The organism is Chitinophaga pinensis DSM 2588, assembly GCF_000024005.1.
Taxonomy (GTDB): domain Bacteria; phylum Bacteroidota; class Bacteroidia; order Chitinophagales; family Chitinophagaceae; genus Chitinophaga; species Chitinophaga pinensis.
Window position 1 is genome coordinate 1,680,695 of sequence record NC_013132.1, and the last position, 19,306, is coordinate 1,700,000.

A 19,306-nucleotide genomic window follows, 5' to 3' on the forward strand; every position below is an offset into this window, starting at 1 on the left:
GTATACGATGAGTATTTTTTACATATTTTGATTATGAAAGTTTTATCAGCTAACTCCGAGGTGTTCAAGGGAGAGGAAGTATTGATAGACAGCCATATCTCATTCGGTCCTTACGTTAAGTTTCTGAAAGAGAAGGCTGCCAGGAAATCGGACGCGCGCGCTGCCTACTATCAGCAGATAGTCAGTCAGTTTGAAGGTAACCCCGCGTTGCTCGGCCCCATAGCAGGCGCAGATGACCTCTCCTCCTATCAGGAATACGTGGATCTTGTTATTTCAACTATTTTCCCTGTCACTGTTGACATGGATAAAGATATCTATGGTATCGGCGTACCTAACAAGTTTGCCATCTTCTACTACTCCGAACTGTTCAGAAAACTGTTTGCCGCCAATGGTGACAAACTCGTTGCCGTACCGGAAGGAATGTCCGTAGAGAAAGTGAAGAAAGACAAACTGGAATGGTTATACAAACTGATACTTGAAAAGGTATATGATTTCCCGGTAGATTACCGCAACGAGATTATCCATCATGTAACATTGCCAGATAGCAATGGTCTGAAAAAGTATATCAAACTTCAGATCGATGCCCGCTTCGTAGACGTCATCGTGAAAGGTGAAGTACCAAAACTCTCCTACGATAACGTCTGCCGTACCAAATTCTCGCTGGACGCACTCCAGGAAATGTTGCCCCTGCGCAACTTCGCCCTGGAAGGATTCGTGATCTGGACCATACAGGACGTTACCAAAGATGAAGTGCAGAACAGTATGAAAAACCTCATACTCGATATGCATGACGGTAATGAACAACAGACTTACCGCCGGATGGAAGAAGAGGTGGAATCACTCATGCAGGAGAGAGATACCAGCGTACATATCGTGCCGATCCCTAAGATCAATGGCCGTTATGTACTGGAATGCGATCTCTGCGAAAGTGGTGTAATGCTGGGCGTTATCAATAACGGCAAACAACAGCAGCAGTTATTTCAGCAACTGCTGGACCATCTTACCCGTCAGAAAGAACCATTATTCATTCCTGATGTGACAGAAGCGACCTTACTGGCTTATCCTTTCCTGCGCTATCTGCCGTTGAAAGGAATCAGAAGTTATGTAATGGCACCCGTATGGCACGAAGGCCAGTTGCTCGGTATTGTCGAATTAGCATCTTCAGAACCAAACAGGATCACCGCCGAAACAATGGGCAGAGCAATGCCTGCTTATCCGCTGCTGATCATGCTGCTGACAAGAGGTGTCGATATACTGAACAACCGCATCATACAGGTTATAAAAGAACAGTTCACCGCCCTGCAACCCGCGGTAGAATGGAAGTTCACCGATGCGGCATGGCACTATCTCCATACACCGAAAGAAGAACGCAAAGACATTGGTAACATCGCCTTTGAAAATGTCTATCCTTTATACGGCGCCGTGGATATCCGTAACTCTTCTACAGAACGTAGCAATGCGATTCATGAAGACTTGCGTGAACAGCTGCTGCTGATCAAGGAAACACTGGAACATATCGGTAATGCCATCTATCTGCCACTGCTGGAAGAACTGAAATTCAAAAACGATGAACTGATCACTGGTATCACCAGCGGCATGCTCTCAGAAGATGAACTGAAGACGAACAACTACCTGGACGAAGAGATCGGACCATTATTCCGTCACCTGCATGAAAGTCATGCTGAATTGCAGCCGGTACTGGAACGTTATTTCTCCCTCGTAGATACCACAGAAGGGCATATCCTGCACCACCGTCAGGAATATGAAGACAGCCTTGCCGGTATCAACGCCGAGATCAATAAATACCTGGATAAAGAGAAAGAAAATATTCAGCACTCATTCCCATGTTACTTTGAAAAGTATCGTACCGATGGTGTTGAATACAATATCTATATTGGCCAGTCTATCGCTCATAACCGTAAATTTGACTTACTCTATCTGCGTAACCTCCGCCTCTGGCAGATCTCTTCCATGGCAGAGATTGCGAAAATGACGAACAAACTGAAAGATACCCTGAAGGTGCCTTTGCAGACAACTCAGCTGATATTGGCCCACAGTAATCCGATCGATATCAGTTTCCGTCAGGACGAACGCCGCTTTGATGTGGAAGGCGCTTATAATATCCGTTACGAGATCATGAAGAAACGGATAGATAAAGTGCATATCCGTCAGACAGGTAAACGCCTGACCCAACCGGGTACTATTTCTATTGTATATGCTTATGCGAAAGAAATGGAAGAATACCTGAAGTATATCACCTTCCTCCAGAATAAAGGGGTATTGTCGCCTGAGGTAGAAATGCTGGATCTGGAAGATTTACAGGGTGTCAGCGGACTGCGGGCATTACGCGTGAAAGTGAATATGGACTAATTGAGCATGTAGTTTCTATAAAGCTTAGATGCCGTTTTGATATTTATTATCCTTCATTAATCCTTCGTTGCGTGAACGAAAGATGAACGAAGGATAACAAATATCAAAACGGCATCTGACTTTACATCAATCCGGATATCAGAACCTGAATCCGAAAGTAATATAAGGTAATATACCTTCTTCGGAACGACCTACCACCGCAGACAATACCACCAGGTTAGCAGGGGTAAAATAGATACCTCCGCCATAACCATCGTGCCATGCACTTGATTTCTGGCTCTGGTACCATACACGACCTACGTCATTGAACGCGATCAGACCCACACTGGCAGGGAACAGATAAGAACGGAAGTCAAATAATTTGATACGTAACTCGATGTTATTGTATACGGAAGCATTACCACTGAAACGGGCATTACGGTAACCTCTCAGGTTCTGTACACCACCCAGGGTAGTTGCCTGGAAATATTCATAATCTCCCCAGATCTTATTAGCACCAAAACGGGTCACCAATACGACGCTGGTCGGTACATGGAAATTAGTATAAATACTCAGGTCACTCTGTAACTGCAGATAATTCTTGTTCTGTGCATTCAGTCCCTGACTACCATACACAGAAGTATTCCAGCTGATACCCCTTGTTGGGATCAGGTTGTTGTCACGGGTATCAATCTTTAAACCTAAACGTAAACCAGCATATGTTTTTGACTGGAATACAGAGAGAGAATCCAGTCCGTTTTTAGGGAAATCTGCAGTGATACGGCCTACAGTTTCATCCTTATCCAGTGTGTAATAGGTGAAGGACGGACCGTAATACAGTTCTACGTTCTGCGACAGTTTGGTATTCAGTAAAGGCTCTACATTATACAGGCTGAAACGGGTACGGTAATACCGGATACCCAGTGATTTATCAAAATCAGATTCGTTGCCGAAACCAAAGAAGTTTACTGTATTGTTAGGCGCTTTTACATTCGCGGCAATGGTAAGATCAGAGTTGCCGATCGCATCGGTGAATTCACCAAAGTAGCGGAATTGCCATGCATTGGTACCCAGGGAATGTCCTGCCAGTAAGGTGTGTCTGGTAGCAAACGGACGTTTGCGGAAGCCCTGTGTGGTATATTGGAAACCTGCTCCCAGTGACAATCCATCATCCTGGTTAAAGGCTGCAGAAGCCAATGGCATCAGTTTATTATACTGGTAACGGAAGAAGGTGCGCTCGTAACGGATGTTGTCAGGATTGGAAGACAGGATACGTCTGTCATTGCCATGCATATCAAAACTATCTTTCCTGTTGGCCAGGTCATAGATACGGATACGTTTACCTGCATGACTGCCGGTGCTGTCCACATAAGTATCCACATTCCTGCCACCGATGACGCGAATCCTGATAGGAGAGCCGTTATCACCTTTTACAACATATTTGTCCTCGCCACCCAGACCAAAGATCCTGATCTCACGGGTGTCTTTCGGATCAAACAGGCGATGATAGATCGTTTGTTCCAGTTCTCCTTTTTTATTGATCTTGGTAACAGCAACGTCTATTTTTCCTTCCGGCTGGCGCTCAATAGTGAATAACTCATCTTTTTTAGTGCCTACTATTTCTACATGTTTGGAAATGAAGCTGTAGAACTGAAGGGCTTCTTTTTCCAGTATGTCACGACGTGCTTTCAGGGTGGTGTATACACGTTCACCTACCTGTGATCTGATATTGTCAGGGAACTGGTTAACGGCATTCCTGATAACAGTATCTGTCATACGCAGTACGAAAGCATGGGAAATGTCTTTCCATTCCTGCTCACTCAGTTCGTTCATGAAAGAACGGTCAAATGGTTGCGCCGTAGGGTTTTGTCCTTCGATATATCTGATCTTCGGACGGAAGCCCTGGATATTAGGCAAGGCCCATTTCCTGGAAGCGACACGCGGCAAAAAGCCTTCATTCACAAAGAATGCCTGGTCGCGGTCACGTGGAATCGGGAAGTATACCTGTGTTTTTGCTTTTTTGCTCTTTTCCGCTCCCCATCTCCACTGGTCGTCATGACGGTCCCAGTCGGCCATCAGCCAGTCCAGCAAACGTGCATTCAGTACGGCTGCCTGGTTAACGGTGTTATCATTGTCGCCCTGTATCTGTTCAAGCAGCTTCGGTGTATTCAGGGTTTTACCTTTTACATCCGGCTCTCTTTCCTCGAAGAGATACACGTCATCTCCATATGTGTTAGCGTAGACACCCAGTACGGTATCTTTCGGCAGATATACAAATCTAGGATTAGTATGATGAACACCTGCCGCATCCGCTAATGTACCGACAGCCATAGGAGCATAAGGATTGGCCGCTGAGATCTGGTCCTGTACGACATCTTTGGCGATCGTTTCACGTAATGCTTCGGGTACCGCTTTCGCGGGATATTTCTTCAGGGAGCGGAGTACCCATTCAGTCCCTTTTTTATCTTCCAGTCGCAGGGACATGGTCTGCATCCCGCCGCCACGTTTCAGGATCTTCATACCCCCTTGTTCCTTATTCAGGTCCAGTACCGGTAAGTCCATCGGCGTTGCCCATACATTCCGGTAGTTGCGGCCCATCAGCCAGTAATGGAAACCGGTTTTGTTGATATACTGTGAATCTGCTGCCATGGAGACAGTAGGCGGTAACTGACTGGCGGAAGGACTTGTATTAGCAATGGTGCTGGAACGAACGTCCTGTAAACTAAACAGTTGTTGTGCGTAGGAAGGACCATCTGTCTTATCGATAGTGTAGTACTTCACTTCTACATGACCGCTTTTGGAGATCTCCAGTACCGTATAACCGTTTTCATTGCTGGCGTATAAAGACTTGCTGCCTTTTTTTACACGGTTTTCCTTCGCACCTGAGCCACTTACGACATAGAAGTTCTGATCGTCGTTAATGAGCTGCAGGGTATGATCATGGCCGGATACGAAGATGGCCGGTCCATGTGGTTTGATCGCTGCTTCAATACCTCTGATCATTGACTGATAGACCGGATTGGGAATATCTTCCGGCGTACCGAACACGCCACGCGTGATCGGATAGATAGATCCGATCAGCGGTAATGGGATGTACAGGTTCTTTTTCAGATCAGTGAAAGGGAAGATATGCTGCTTGATGGTATAATAGCCACCATGTACGCTATAACTTCTGAAAGGATGGTGTGCCGCGAATATGATCAGTTTATTTCTGTTACGGCTCACGATGTCGCTGACTTCTGCCAGTACTTCTTCCCGGGTTTTGGTATCGCAGGAAGATTCGGAACCGGGTTTCTGGTAAGGGAACAGCCACCACTCAGTATCCATAATGATGAGGGTGGTGTTGTTATCGAGATGTACTTCTTCCGGTCCGGGACAACCATCCTTCGGCAGGAAGTTGACGTTAGGCAGTTGTAAGGAATCTATATACAGCTGCTGATTGATCACCGTCTGCCATCCATCTGGTTTTGACCGTTTCCAGTCATGGTTACCAGGGATAAAGATGGCTTGTGTGGCAGTATTTTTCACCAGTCCTACCTGGTAGTCAAGTATTTGTCTGGCCTCGTCATATCTTGCGGCGCCTGCATCGGGTAAGCCGAGCGGGTATACGTTATCGCCCAGGAACAATACGGTATTTCTGGCATCCTGGAGGTTGATGCGTTGTTTCACGGCATCGATAACAGGGTTATGACCGTCTTTATGCAGTTCCCCGGCATCGCCGATCAGGATTATTCTGCGTGCGAGACTGTCATCTGTCATCTGTGCCTGAGATAGCAATGGCAGGAATAGAAGGGGTAAAAGGTGTCTTGCTTTTGGTAAAATGCTAATCATCGTGATGAGTTGTACTTAAATTTCAGAATATTGGCCTGCGCCTCGTCTACCGCTTCGTTAGATATGTACATGTCGCCATTGGCAGTGAAGGAGATCCCTTCAGGCTGCGCGAATCTGCGATGTCGTAGATTATAAGCCTCCTGTACTTTGCCGTCGAGGTCAGTGATGACCAGCATACGATTGACCGCAGATACGATGTACAGGCGATTTTCAATGGGATGAACGGCGGCTCCTGAAGGCTTGAAATGCCCTACATCTCCACCGGTGAGTCTTGCAATCTCAGCTACATTGATACGGAATGCAGGTGCGGTGTCATACTCCATGGTGTTCAGCTGGAACCGGTAAGCGGAAGTAAAGCCCTCTCTCTTGTCTTCTTCACAGGCTTTGCAGATAGCTACCAGGCTGTTGTTTCTTGCATCAAAATAGAGGCTTTCAAATTCCCTTTTGCCGGGGATAGATAGTTTGTAATGCGTAGCGTCGGCGGTGTCAGTAAACATGCCATGCACCTGGTACAGGTGTCCGTTACTCTTTAATACAAACCAGTCGTTACCTGTAGTCGCGAGATCTTCGTAGTCGCCGCTTTTGTCAAACTTGGAAGTTGGGTAGGGCTTTTCAGTATCCAGGTCGATAGAGTAGATCTTGCCCTCCTCGTCATTGATCGCCATGATATGGTGTTCGTCCGGAGCCAGTACAATCCCGGAGATTTCCTGCATGGACTGCCGTACACGGTAACGGGTAGGTTCTGCAAGGTTATAACCCTTTGGAGAGCTATATTGTTTATCTTCCTGATTGAAAGCATTACAGGACAAGAACAGAAAAAAGAACGCAATATATCTTACTTGCATAGATGAGTGGTTAATATTCAATGCAAAAACACAACGGACTGGATATCCGCTGTATTTCGTATTGCTTATTTGCAGAATAAAATTAACTTAAAAATGCAGTAACTTGCTGATCTCAGTTTTGCTTTTTTAACTAAGGCTTATGCACACAGGATTAATCATAGAAGCAGCAGAAACATATGTTGCAAAGCAATACCAGGAACATCCTCACCCTAACCTGGTCTATCATAATTTAGAACATACAAAGCTGGTAGTTGCAGCAGCACAGCAGATTGCAGCGCATTACCGGCTCGCAGATAACGACCTGCTGATTGTATGTGTGGCCTGCTGGTTTCATGACCTTGGCTACCTGATGGGAGAAACGAAAATGCACGAGGAAAAGGGCGCAGAGATGGCAAGAGCGTTCTTAAATGTACAACAGATTCCAGAAGATGTACAACAACAGGTGACCGGCTGTATCATGGCTACCAAAATGCCACAGCATCCGAAGAACCTGCTGGAAGAAATTGTATGTGATGCAGACCTTTTCCACCTCGGTACCAAGGAGTTCAGAGACAGGTCCCGTCTGCTGAGACAGGAAATGGAACTCTACAGCGGCAGAGAGATACCGGGCGCCGTATGGAATGCCGGCTCGCTGCGACTCCAGGAATCACATCACTACTTTACCGCCTATTGTAAGGCATTATTGCAACAACAGAAAGACGAGAACATCGCCAAATTGAAAAGTAAACTCGAAAAACAGGAAGAAAAGGCACACAAAAAAGAAAAAGCAGCAAAACATGCTGCTGAAGATGCGCCTGTAGAAGCAGCAGTAGCTGTAGTCGTGCCTGATGCGACCGTGACCACCGCAGAAGAAAAGAAGAAAGACAAGAAAAAGGATAAGGAGAAAGAAGCGAAGCCGGGAAGAGGAGTGGAAACCATGTTCCGTACTACGTCCACCAATCATATCCGCCTCAGCTCCATGGCCGACAGCAAAGCACATATCATGATATCGGTGAATTCCATCATCATCTCCGTGATATTAGGCGTGTTGTTCAGAAGACTGGAAGATTACCCTAATCTGATTATACCTGCCTTCATCTTTTTAATGACCGGTGTACTGACCATCATCTTCTCCGTACTGGCTACTCGTCCTAATATCAACGTAGGTAAATTCACCAAAGCGGATATTGACAGTAAAAAGACCAACCTGCTGTTCTTCGGTAACTTCCATAAGATGTCCCTGGAAGAATACAGCTGGGGGATGACCGAGATGATGAAAGATAACGAATATGTATATGGCAGCATGATCCAGGATATCTATCACCTGGGTGTGGTGCTTGGTAAGAAGTATAAACAGCTGCGTATTGCTTATAACATCTTTATGTTCGGACTGATCATCTCCGTGGCAGCGTTCCTGATAGCAGCATTATTTTTTCCGGTGAAGAACTAAGCATGAGTAACAAGACGATTTCTATGAATGTACCGTTATATGACCGCGACCTGAGCTGGTTGTCGTTCAACTACCGCGTACTGTGTATGGCAAGAGACGAGAAAGTGCCTTTGTACGAACGGATTAAGTTCCTCTCTATCTTCTCCTCCAACCTAGATGAATTCTTTAGAGTACGTATGCCGGCAGTGCTGGCTGTGAATAAAGTACTGGATAATAATCCGGCTGCCGCCGGAGAGGAGATCATTTCTCCGGATACCCTGCCCGCTATACAGGAAGAGATCAACCGGCAGCTGGGCGTGTTCGGACAGACCCTGACCGGACAGCTGTTACCAGCCCTTGGAAGTTATAACATACATCTCTACTACAACGAACCTATCCATACACAACACCATGAGCACCTGCGGGAATATTTCCTGACCCGTGTGCTCAGCTTCCTGCAGCCACTCTGGTTGCGTAGAAAGAAGCCGGAAGAAGTATTCCTGGAGAATAACCAGTTATACCTCGTGGTGTCTGTGACGGAAGATAGCGCTCCTGATATGCAGCAGTATGCACTGGTGAATATCCCGAGTGCCGTACTGCCCCGTTTTATAGAACTGCCAGCCCTGGACAATGTCTATTACATTGCGATGCTGGATGACGTGATCAGGGATAATATCGGCTTTCTTTTCCCGGGTTATACGGTGAACGGATGTTATAGTATCAAGATCACCAGGGATGCAGAGACGGATATGAATGAGCTGGCTAACGATATCCTGGAGCAGGTGGAAACCATGATTGTCAAACGTGAGCTGGGTATCCCTACCCGTTTCCTGTTTGACGCCGCGATGCCACTGGCCTTGCGGAAACTGCTGGCCGTTTACTTCCATATACTGCCGGAAGAGATGGTAGAAGGCGGCAGGTATCATAACCTGAAGGACCTGGCCGATCTGCCTATGCCGGTAAAGTCCCCCGCATTTGCTTACCCTAAGCAGTCTTCCCTGCCGGAATCCTCACTGGAGAATACACCTCGTTTGCTGGAAGAAGTCATGAGGCGGGATATTCTCCTGCACGCGCCCTACCAGCGTTATGACTATATCCTGCGCTTCTTCAATGAAGCTGCAGTAGATCCTTCGGTACAGGAAATTTACATCACACTGTATCGTATCGCTTCCAGCTCCCAGATTGCCAATGCACTGATCAGTGCCGCGCATAACGGGAAGCAGGTAACGGTATTCGTGGAGTTGAAAGCCCGCTTTGACGAGGCGAACAATATCCGATGGGCAAAGAAGATGAAGGCGGCAGGCGTAAAGATCATCTACAGCATTCCCGGACTGAAAGTACATGCGAAGATCGCCCTGGTAAAACGCCGTCGTGGATACCAGTGGGATTATGCAGGTCTGATGGCTACGGGTAACTTCAATGAAAGTACGGCCCGTTTCTATACTGACCATGTGCTCATGACCGCTCACCCGGGTATGACACAGGAACTGGAGCTGCTGTTCCTGTACCTGCAGGCAAGGGAACAACCGGTCAAATACAGCTACCTGACCTTTAATCACCTGCTGGTAGCCCAGTTTAACATGATGGCCCGTTTCAAACAGCTGATCAACCGGGAAATTGAAAACGCCCGTGCCGGTAAGCCTGCTAAGATCACCATCAAACTGAATAACCTCCAGGAAAAGGAAATGATTGCGAGCCTGTATGCTGCCAGCCAGGAAGGAGTGGAGATCGATATGATTGTGCGTAGTATCTGCTGCCTGGTGCCCGATCAGCCGGAAAGCAGTAATATAAGGGTACGCCGTATCGTGGACCGCTACCTGGAACATGCCAGGGTCTTTATTTTCCATAATAACGGTAATGAAGAGGTATATATGGGTTCTGCCGACTGGATGAACCGTAACCTCCACAGGCGTATTGAAGTGGTCTTCCCGATCTATGATCCGGCATTACAACAGCAACTGAAGGAAATTATCCGTTTACAGCTGGCTGATAATACCAATGCGGTCAGACTTGATGCGAACATCCATAATATTGAAATAGAACCGGTGGCAGGAGCCGCGCCCGTTAATGCGCAGGCATCCATCTACCAGTATGTACAATCACTGTAAAACATCCTATCCGGCTTATGAAAAAATATTTGTGGCTCCCTGCTTTGCTGATAATGTTGAGTGCTGGCGTGACGTATGCACAGGAAAAGCAACACCTGGACCTTGAACATATTTATAACCCTGCTGCCGATGCTGCGGCTGATCTGGCCAAGGCACAACAGCAGGCAGCGGCGCAGAATAAGCATATCCTGATTGAAGTAGGCGGTAACTGGTGTATCTGGTGTAAACGCTTTTACAAGATGTTGCACGAAGATACCACCCTGCTCTCCCAGGCAGAAAATAACTATGTGATCTACTACCTGAACTATAGCAAGGAAAACAAAAACCTGCGACTCCTGCAGCAACTGGGATATCCGCAGCGTTTTGGTTTTCCGGTGCTTTTAGTGCTGGACGCAAAAGGCAATCGCCTGCATACGCAGAATACCGGCTTGCTGGAAGATGCAGATGGTTATGATAAAAAGAAAGTCGCAGATATGCTGAAACAATGGTCGCCACAGGCACTGAATCCTGCTTTTTATACCAATCAATAAGTCCGATATGGAGCACACCCCTTTTCCACCAGCTGCCCTGGCGTTTATGCGTTTTGCCGGACAGCCCTTCAGGTTTTCCCTGTATCTGTTCTGGAAACTGCCTATCGCCTGGCTATCAGGCGTCCGCCTGAAACAGCTGACGGAAACGGGGTGTGTGACAGTTATACCCTTCAGGTGGTTATCTCAGAACCCCTTTCGCTCCACCTATTTTGCCTGCCTGGGCATGGCCGCCGAAATGAGCACCGGCTTACCGGCCATGATGTATGTCAGAGGCGCAACCCCCAAACGTGTATCGATGCTGGTGACTGGTATGCAGGCCAGCTTTATGAAAAAAGCGACTGCTAAGACCTGGTTTACCTTTGAGGAAGGAGCTATTCTCAGAGATGCAATCGCACGTACGGCCGCCAGCGGCGAACCGGAAACAGTTACGGTTAACAGCATCGGCAGAAGCCACGATGGCACAGTAATTGCCTCGTTTGCTATTACCTGGTCCTTTAAGGGCAAGGCTTGAGTACATATACCATTACAGTTCATTCTTCAATATCACCACATGAAAATTGCATTTCACGGCGCCGCACGTACGGTTACCGGATCAAAGCACCTCATTTCTCTCACAAATGGTAAAAGGATCTTACTGGACTGCGGTATGTTCCAGGGTATGGGAAGAGAGACGGATGCGATGAATGAAGAATTCGGATTTGACGCAGCCAGCGTGACTCATGTGATTCTTTCTCATGCGCATATAGATCACTCAGGACTGATCCCTTTGTTAGTGAAAAGAGGCTTTAAAGGGACTATTTACTGTACACCTGCTACCAAAGATCTGACGGAGATTCTGCTGCTAGACTCTGCAAAGATCCAGGAAGACGATACAAAGTTTACCAATAAGAAATTACGCAAGGAAGGTAAACCGGAGATAACACCTCTGTATACCATCGATGATGCAAAGAAAAGTATCAATGCGCTGAAAAAGGTGAACTACAATACATGGTTCCAGGTGGATGATAATGTGGAGGTATACTTTACAGACGCCGGTCATATTATCGGTAGTGCAGCGGTACACCTGCGTATAACAGAGAATGGCAAGACCACACAGATTACTTTCAGTGGAGATATCGGTCGTTATAATGATGCCATACTCCGTTCTCCGGATGTATTTCCACAGGCGGATTATATCCTGATGGAATCGACCTATGGCAGTACTCTGCACGCAGAAGCGGCTCCTTCAGACGATCTCCTGATAAAATATATACACGATACCTGTAAGGTGAAAAAGGGAAAGCTGATCATACCGGCTTTCAGTGTAGGCCGTACACAGGAACTATTATATGCCCTAAACAGGGCAGAACTGGATGGTAAATTGCCAAAGGTGGACATCTTTGTGGATAGTCCGCTGTCCAGGGAGGCAACCGATGTAGTAAGACACCATCCGGAAACCTTTAACAAGACGGTAAAGAAATTACTGGAAAGGGACGACGATCCGTTTGACTTCCCTGGTCTGCATTATATCAGTACGGTGGATGAATCCAAGGCGCTGAACTTCCGGGAAGCGCCCTGTGTAATCATCTCCGCATCAGGTATGGCGGAAGCGGGCAGGGTGAAACACCATATTGCCAATAATATCAATGATAGCAGAAATACGATCCTGATCGTTGGTTATTGTGAGCCGCAATCACTGGGTGGCCGTCTGATGCGGGGAGCGAAGGAGGTATCTATCTATGGTACCCGTTACGAGGTAAGAGCTGATGTGGGTGTGATCCGTTCCATGAGTGCGCACGGTGACTATGAAGATCTGAGTCAGTGGTTGTCCTGCCAGGATCCGAGAGAAGTGAAGAAGTTATTCCTGGTACATGGCGAATATGAGGTACAGACTATTTTCCGTAACTGGTTGCTGAAGAAAGGATTTCAGGATATTGAGATCCCGGAACGGCATTCGGAGGTGGGATTAGGATAATCTCCGGAAAGCATTATAAAAAAGCGTCTGCTATATGGCAGACGCTTTTTTATTAATTAGTTCTTTAACTCGGAGGCTACTTTCTTCATAAACTCACTTTGTTTCAGCAAAGCGGTCTTTTTATCAGGCGTAGCAAGCGCAGCTTTTTCTTCTTTGTTTTTGGCGATAGGTTGCAGCATATTAACCAGGTAGTTATTGACCATCTTGTTGTTGAACATAAGGGCCATCTTTTTGATGTCTTCCACACCCTGCAATACCTGATCTGTATTATCCACAATGCTGAGGATAGAGAGGTATTGGATCGCAGCTTCCAGTTTATCCTGTCCGCTGGTTTCGTTGAATGTCTTCGCAAAGAAGGCTACATCGCTTTCATTACCTTTCTGTGCATATACGGTAGTGATCGCGTTGCTCAGTGCACCTTTGGAATCAGCTTCCATCTGTTTTGCCAGGGTATAAGCCTTGTCCAGGTTCAATACACTCAGGCTTTCCAGGGCAGCGCCGGCAGCAGCATAAGAACGATCTTTTACTGCAGCTTCAAATACAGGCGCCAGTGCAGGATCTTTCAGGGAACCCAGTTGACCCAGGGCCGCTGCACGCACTGTTGAATTATCGTCTTTCTTCGCCAGTTCCTGTAAGGTAGCAAAAGAAGCTTCTTTCACCACTGGATCTGACAGTTTCAGCCCACTGATTGCCATTGCACGCAGACCGTAGAATTTATCTTTCAGGGCAGCCACCACTACTTTCAGGGCAGCAGGGGTTGTGCTCTGCTCTTTCAGACAAGCTTCGATCGCTTCGCGACGGTCCAGATATTCAGGAGCATGTGCATACTGGAAGATATAACTGTTGATATCTCTGTGCTCTTTTCTTTCTGCCAGCAGTACTTTATCACCGTCAAAGTTCACCAGATCCGGTTTGGTAGCGCAAGGCAGGGTGAAAGTGCTTGTTTTATCATAGATAGTAACCTGGTGACGTACCTTCTTACCACCAGCATAGATATCGATCGCTACCGGTAACTGGAAGATCTTATTGCCTCCCTGTTGCTGTTCTACGGTAACGGTAACAGTTTTATTAGCCTCATTAAAGGTGGACTTGATATCCAGCACAGGATAACCCTGGCCATAATACCACTGGTTGAAGAACCAGTTCAGGTCCTGACCGCTTACTTCTTCAAAAGCCAGGCGGAGCTGCTGCGCTTCAGCAGATTTGAAAGCGTTTGTTTTCAGGTAGAGGTTCAGCGATTTAAAGAAGGCGCTGTCACCTACTACATTACGTAACATGTGCAGGATACGGCCACCTTTCTGGTAGCTGATCGCGTCGAACATGTCTTCTTTATCATGGTAGTGGAAACGCACCAGGTCTCTGTCGCCGGAGTACTGGGCAAATTTCTCATAGCTCTGCATGGCTTTGTAGGCATGATCATCCGCAGCGTCTTTACCATATTTATAAGCCATCCACAGGTATTCGCTGTAGTCGGCAAAAGATTCGTTCAGGGTCAGGTTGCTCCAGGACTCAGCAGTCACCAGGTCACCAAACCAGTGGTGGAACAGTTCGTGTGCCACTACCGCTTCGTTATAGTTGTTGTTATCCAGGAGTTCCCTGTCAGTTTTCTGGAGGAAGTCGCCATGTATGGTAGCGGTGGTATTTTCCATCGCGCCGGAAACGTAGTCTCTTACGACAACCTGAGAGTATTTTACCCATGGGTAGTCATAACCCAGGAGCTTGGAGTAGAAGGTCATCATTTCAGGGGTGTTACCGAAGATGGCTTTCGCATAAGGTGCATATGCCTTTTCCACATAGTAGTTCACCTCTTTACCTTTCCACTGGTCTTTGATGATGGCGAAGTCGCCCACAGCCATCATGAACAGGTAAGGAGAGTGAGGGAGGTCCATTTTCCAGTTATCGGTACGGGTGCCGTCAGGGTTATTTTTCTGATTAACCAGTTTACCATTGGAAAGGGTGGCATATTTCTTATCAACGGTGATACTGATTTCTTCCGTGGTCTTCTGGTAAGTACGATCTATCGTAGGGAACCAGGCAGAACTGGATTCTGTTTCACCCTGTGTCCAGATCTGTACCGGTTTGTTGGCGACAGCACTGTCAGGGTTGATAAAATACAGACCTTTGGCGTCGGTGATAGCGGAGCTGCCTTCAGATTTTACTTCTTCCGGACGGGCTACGTAATCTATATAGATAACAAATGATTCTGTTCTCTGGTAAGGTTTATCCAGCGCAATATGCAGCTGTAAGCTGTCATAGCTGAATTTCAGCGGCACGTTCTTGCCTGCTTTTACGATGGCTACCTGTTTGATATCCATTGCTTTAGCGTCGAGGGTAAGAGAGTCGGTGGTATAAAAGTGAGGCTTCAGCGTGAGCCATGCTTTACCGAATAAGTACCTTTTGGCATAATCGAAACGAACATCCAGTTTAGTGTGCGTCAGGTCATGCACTTTTGTAGCGGTGGCGCGGTAGATTTTGAGGGCGGGATCTTCTTGTTGTGAAGGGGCCTGTTGAGCAGCGGCTGGCGTATAATAAAATATACCGGTAAGACCTGCTAACAGTACACTTTTAAGCGTGTGCTTCAAAGGTTTGAACATGATTATTAACTATTTTTTGCCACGAATTAACAGGATTTATCACAAATAATTGTTATTCGGGCTGTTAATATTAAACAAATCATGATAATTGGCTATTATTCGGGATCATTCGCAAAGCCCCCGCCCGGTAAGTGTTTAAAAATGTTATTTTTGTTCCGATACAGCTAAAACCATGTTATGATAAAAGCTATTGTGAATGGCGATCTGTCGTTTAAAGTCGCAACAGATAAGTATGCAGTTTCCTGTGATGAACAGCCGGTGAATTGGTCGGGGATATCATTACCAGGTGGTAATCATAGTGTTATATTGAATGGGAAGAGCTATATAGCGCAGGTAGCCAAGATAGACCGGGATACAAAAACGGTCACTATTATAATAGATCAGCAGGAATACGAGGTGGCCATAGAAGAACCAATCGATCAGTTGCTGGCGGAGATGGGGATGAAAGATGCGTTGAGCCGGAAAGTAAATGATCTGAAGGCGCCTATGCCGGGATTGGTACTGAAAGTACTGGTAGAACCAGGGCAATCGATAAAGAAAGGTGATCCGGTATTGATACTGGAGGCGATGAAAATGGAGAATGTCTTTAAGGCCGCGACAGATGCAGTAGTAAAAGAGGTAAAAGTAAAAGAGCGTACGGCGGTGGAGAAAGGAGAGGTACTGGTTATCTTGGAATAGATTTTGTAATTATTAAATCAATATAAAGCGATCAGGAATGACGGACTCGTCCGTCATTCGTAGTTATTTAAGTAATGTGTATGCTGCAATTTTTAAAGAGATCTTTTTTCACTTTGTTCTTCCTTGGGATGGCATTACATATGTCGGCCCAGGATCAGCAGTATTTTGTGTATATACAAAGTGAAAGATCCCAGCCTTTTTATGTTAGATATGATGGTAAGTTGCTCCCGTCTTCAGACAAGGGGTATCTCATACTTTCCAAAATGCCTGCCGGTACAGCTTCTCTGCGTATTGGTCTGGCTAAGAGTGATGCGCCTGAGCGTGAGTACCAGTTACGTATTACCGGTCCTGCCGATCAGGGATTTCTGTTGAAGCAGGATGGTGACAGGGGATATGCCCTGTTTAATCTGCAGACGTTTGCAGTGACCAGGCCATCAACAGGTAAGTCTAAGGAAGCGGTAGCAGCTGCGGAAGCACCTGCCCAGGATGCGCCTGTAGCTACTGAACAGACACCTGCCCCGGTTCCGGTGGCAGAAGTGGCAGCAGCAACGCCGGCACCGGAGGTGACAACGTCGCCTGCGACAACAGCGGCGGATACGACATTGGTACCAGCACCACCAGTACCGGTTGTTTCTGATGAACAGAAGAACCAGCAGATGATGGCTTCTCTTAAGAAAGACCTTGATTCTACTTTCACAGCAAAGTCAGGTGCAACAGTAGGACCAGGTACCCGTCCGGTAAATCCGGTCACGCCACCTCCGGCTAAACAGACGAATAAATTCTCTCAGGCGCTTGATAAAGTAGTGAGTGATGATCGTCCGGATGAGGTAGAACTGGAACAGCCTAAAGCGCCGGTAACGGCAGCTGCGCCTGTAGACAGTGCTAAGAAGGTAGTACCAGCGGAAGTGGCGACTGAAGCGCCGAAGAAGAAGAGGAAAAGACGTGAACGTGAGCCGCTGACAGAAGAAGAACAGCAACTGGCTAGTGCAATACTGGCTGAAGAGAATAAAGGAACAGTTACTGAATCAGCAAGTGTTCCGCAGGCAACGACAGAGACAACACCGGCGCCTGCGCCCGTACAGGATACTCCGGCGGTAGCTCCGGCAACAGAACCAGCCCGTGCTACAATGCCAGCTGAACCCGTTAAAGAAGAGGGATCATCAAAGAGAGATAAGAAGTCGCGTAAGAAGAAAGCAGATGATCCGGCTTTTATAGACTTTATGGATACAGGTGGTCATCAGGCGCCACCAGCAGGAACCCCGGTGCCGGCAGCAACGACTGAAACGCCTGCACCAGCACCTGTGGCAATTCCGGTAGAAGATCCGGCAGCAGGAACTAAAAAGAAGAAGCGTAGTAAACTTGCTGAGAAGATTGATACAATAGATACATCAGAGCGTCCTAATAATGTAGTGAATGATCCGACAGGTTATGCAGTAAGTGATCTGTCTATTGATCATCCTAAAGAAAGCAAAAAGGATAGAAAGAAGAAAAAAGAGGTGGAAGAAGTGACACCCGCTGTAGCTGCTCCTGTAACAGAACCGGTGACTGACACAAAATCTGCTGCTGGGCTGAAAATGATCAATTCTGATTGCGGGAAGGTGATGGATGATGAGACGTTCAGGAAAGTGCTGAAGAAATTTGCAGCCGCGAAGGATGACGACGCGATGATAGAATCTTTCCGTAAGCAGACAAAAGGTTATTGCCTGGAGTCGGCTCAGATCAGGACTATGGTACAGTTAATGAGCAATGACGATTCTAAATATCGCTTACTGGATCAGGCTTACCCTAAAGCGTATCATTCAGACGAGTTTCCCGGAATGGAAAATCTCCTGTCTGATAAATACTACAGAGGACGTTTCAAAGCGATGTTACACAGATAATAAACTGACTAACCAACAGGAAGGTCACAGGGTTGTATAAAAGCAACTTTGTGACCTTTTTGTTTTTGCGCCTTACCTTCGCGGTTCGCAATTAGTAAATATGAGATACTTTATAGAGGTAGCATACAAGGGTACCAGCTTTGGTGGTTTTCAGATTCAGGATAATGTGGAGACGGTGCAGTCGGTTATTGATCATGCTATCAGTACATTAATGAGAGGAGCTATAGTAACGACAGGTTCCAGTCGTACAGATGCGGGTGTACATGCAAGGCAGAACTTCCTGCATTTTGATATGGAGCAGCCATTGCATCCGCAGTTTCTCTATAAGGTGAATGCGATATTGCCACCGGATGTGGTGATGCGTAATATATACCGTGTAGCGGATGACGCGCATTCGAGGTTTGCGGCATTGAGTCGCTCTTATGAGTATACCTTATATATGGAGAAGGATCCGTTTATGAGGGACAGGGGTTATTTCTTCCCGTATACGTTGCATCCGGAGCTGTTGCATGAAGCGGCTAGTGTGTTGAGAGAGTACGAGAACTTCATGACGTTTTCCAAGCGGAATACACAGGTGAAGACATACAACTGTAATATCATGTCGTCGGAGTGGGAAGTGGGAGAGGACCGTATCGTATATAGAGTGACGGCGAATCGTTTTTTAAGAGGTATGGTGAGGGGAATGGTAGGTACGATGTTGAGAGTAGGGCGGGGGAAGCTGACGATGGATGGTTTCAGAGAGGCGATAGAAAGCCGTAATTGTGTGAATGCTGATTTCGCGGTACCGCCGCAGGGATTGTTTTTGATGAAGGTAGCTTATCCGGAGGGGATGTTAGCGGACAAGGTGCAATAAAAAATATTGCACCTAATCAATTGATAATTATATAATTAATATAATCGTCACAGTTGTCTTTTAAAAAAGATTTGGTAGAGAACAGAAAACTCCTACCTTTGCATCCCGTTTCGATAGAACGAGACGCGGAAAAAGCTCTTCTCAAGTACTGAATTTCTCTCTTTTCTGAATAGATACCGATCGCCCAAAGTGGCGATGGTGTTGAGTTTTAAAGAATCGTTGCTAAAACGATTGCTAAAAATAAATTTTCAAAAAAGATTTGGTAGAAATGAAAAA

General features: G+C 46.6%; 12 protein-coding genes. 9 read left to right on the plus strand and 3 right to left on the minus strand.

Translation table 11 applies throughout. From position 1 onward, the window contains the following. Positions 1-33 precede the first annotated feature (33 nt). Positions 34-2,370, plus strand: coding sequence for a GAF domain-containing protein (locus CPIN_RS06985; RefSeq protein WP_012789083.1), 2,337 nt, complete (start codon positions 34-36; stop codon positions 2,368-2,370). A gap of 138 nt (positions 2,371-2,508) precedes the next feature. Here the strand turns inward: CPIN_RS06985 and CPIN_RS06990 are convergent, their stop codons facing one another. Both CPIN_RS06990 and CPIN_RS06995 read right to left on the minus strand, forming a co-directional pair. Next, entirely contained in the window at positions 2,509-6,180 is a 3,672-nt protein-coding gene (locus CPIN_RS06990) for a BamA/TamA family outer membrane protein (protein ID WP_012789084.1), read from the minus strand. Further along, positions 6,177-7,025 carry an SdiA-regulated domain-containing protein gene (locus tag CPIN_RS06995; protein WP_012789085.1) on the minus strand — a complete coding sequence of 283 codons (849 nt, stop codon included), beginning with the start codon at positions 7,023-7,025 and terminating at the stop codon, positions 6,177-6,179. The genes CPIN_RS06990 and CPIN_RS06995 overlap by 4 nt, the downstream gene beginning before the upstream one ends. Positions 7,026-7,164: 139 nt before the next feature. On the opposite strand from CPIN_RS06995, the gene CPIN_RS07000 reads away from it, so the two are divergent. From CPIN_RS07000 to CPIN_RS07020, 5 genes are read left to right on the plus strand one after another with little or no spacing between them, the layout of a single operon-like run. Beyond that, positions 7,165-8,454, plus strand: a complete 1,290-nt coding sequence (locus CPIN_RS07000; RefSeq protein ID WP_012789086.1) for a Pycsar system effector family protein — start codon at positions 7,165-7,167, stop codon at positions 8,452-8,454. A gap of 23 nt (positions 8,455-8,477) precedes the next feature. Further along, positions 8,478-10,541 (plus strand): polyphosphate kinase 1, encoded by a 2,064-nt coding sequence (ppk1, locus tag CPIN_RS07005; protein ID WP_012789087.1) that lies wholly within the window; start codon positions 8,478-8,480, stop codon positions 10,539-10,541. A gap of 17 nt (positions 10,542-10,558) precedes the next feature. Next, the gene (locus CPIN_RS07010; protein ID WP_012789088.1) at positions 10,559-11,071 is read left to right on the plus strand and encodes a thioredoxin family protein; all 513 of its coding nucleotides are present in this window, start codon (positions 10,559-10,561) and stop codon (positions 11,069-11,071) included. Positions 11,072-11,078: 7 nt separating this feature from the next. Continuing rightward, positions 11,079-11,582 carry a DUF4442 domain-containing protein gene (locus tag CPIN_RS07015; protein WP_012789089.1) on the plus strand — a complete coding sequence of 168 codons (504 nt, stop codon included), beginning with the start codon at positions 11,079-11,081 and terminating at the stop codon, positions 11,580-11,582. Between the two features lie 39 nt (positions 11,583-11,621). Continuing rightward, positions 11,622-13,025 (plus strand): MBL fold metallo-hydrolase, encoded by a 1,404-nt coding sequence (locus tag CPIN_RS07020; RefSeq protein WP_012789090.1) that lies wholly within the window; start codon positions 11,622-11,624, stop codon positions 13,023-13,025. Between the two features lie 56 nt (positions 13,026-13,081). Here CPIN_RS07020 and CPIN_RS07025 read toward each other — a convergent pair whose 3' ends face one another. Next, positions 13,082-15,619, minus strand: a complete 2,538-nt coding sequence (locus tag CPIN_RS07025; RefSeq protein ID WP_012789091.1) for a M1 family aminopeptidase — start codon at positions 15,617-15,619, stop codon at positions 13,082-13,084. A 177-nt stretch (positions 15,620-15,796) separates the two neighbouring features. Between CPIN_RS07025 and CPIN_RS07030 the strand changes: the two genes are divergently transcribed. From CPIN_RS07030 to truA, 3 genes are all read left to right on the plus strand, one after another. Beyond that, complete coding sequence (locus CPIN_RS07030) at positions 15,797-16,297, plus strand: biotin/lipoyl-containing protein (RefSeq protein WP_012789092.1); 501 nt, start codon at positions 15,797-15,799, stop codon at positions 16,295-16,297. A gap of 80 nt (positions 16,298-16,377) precedes the next feature. Further along, a complete protein-coding gene (locus CPIN_RS07035) occupies positions 16,378-18,177 on the plus strand; it encodes a hypothetical protein (RefSeq protein WP_012789093.1) in 1,800 nt (599 codons plus the stop codon). Between the two features lie 100 nt (positions 18,178-18,277). Further along, positions 18,278-19,030 carry a tRNA pseudouridine(38-40) synthase TruA gene (gene truA / locus CPIN_RS07040; RefSeq protein ID WP_012789094.1) on the plus strand — a complete coding sequence of 251 codons (753 nt, stop codon included), beginning with the start codon at positions 18,278-18,280 and terminating at the stop codon, positions 19,028-19,030. The last annotated feature ends 276 nt before the right edge of the window (positions 19,031-19,306 follow it).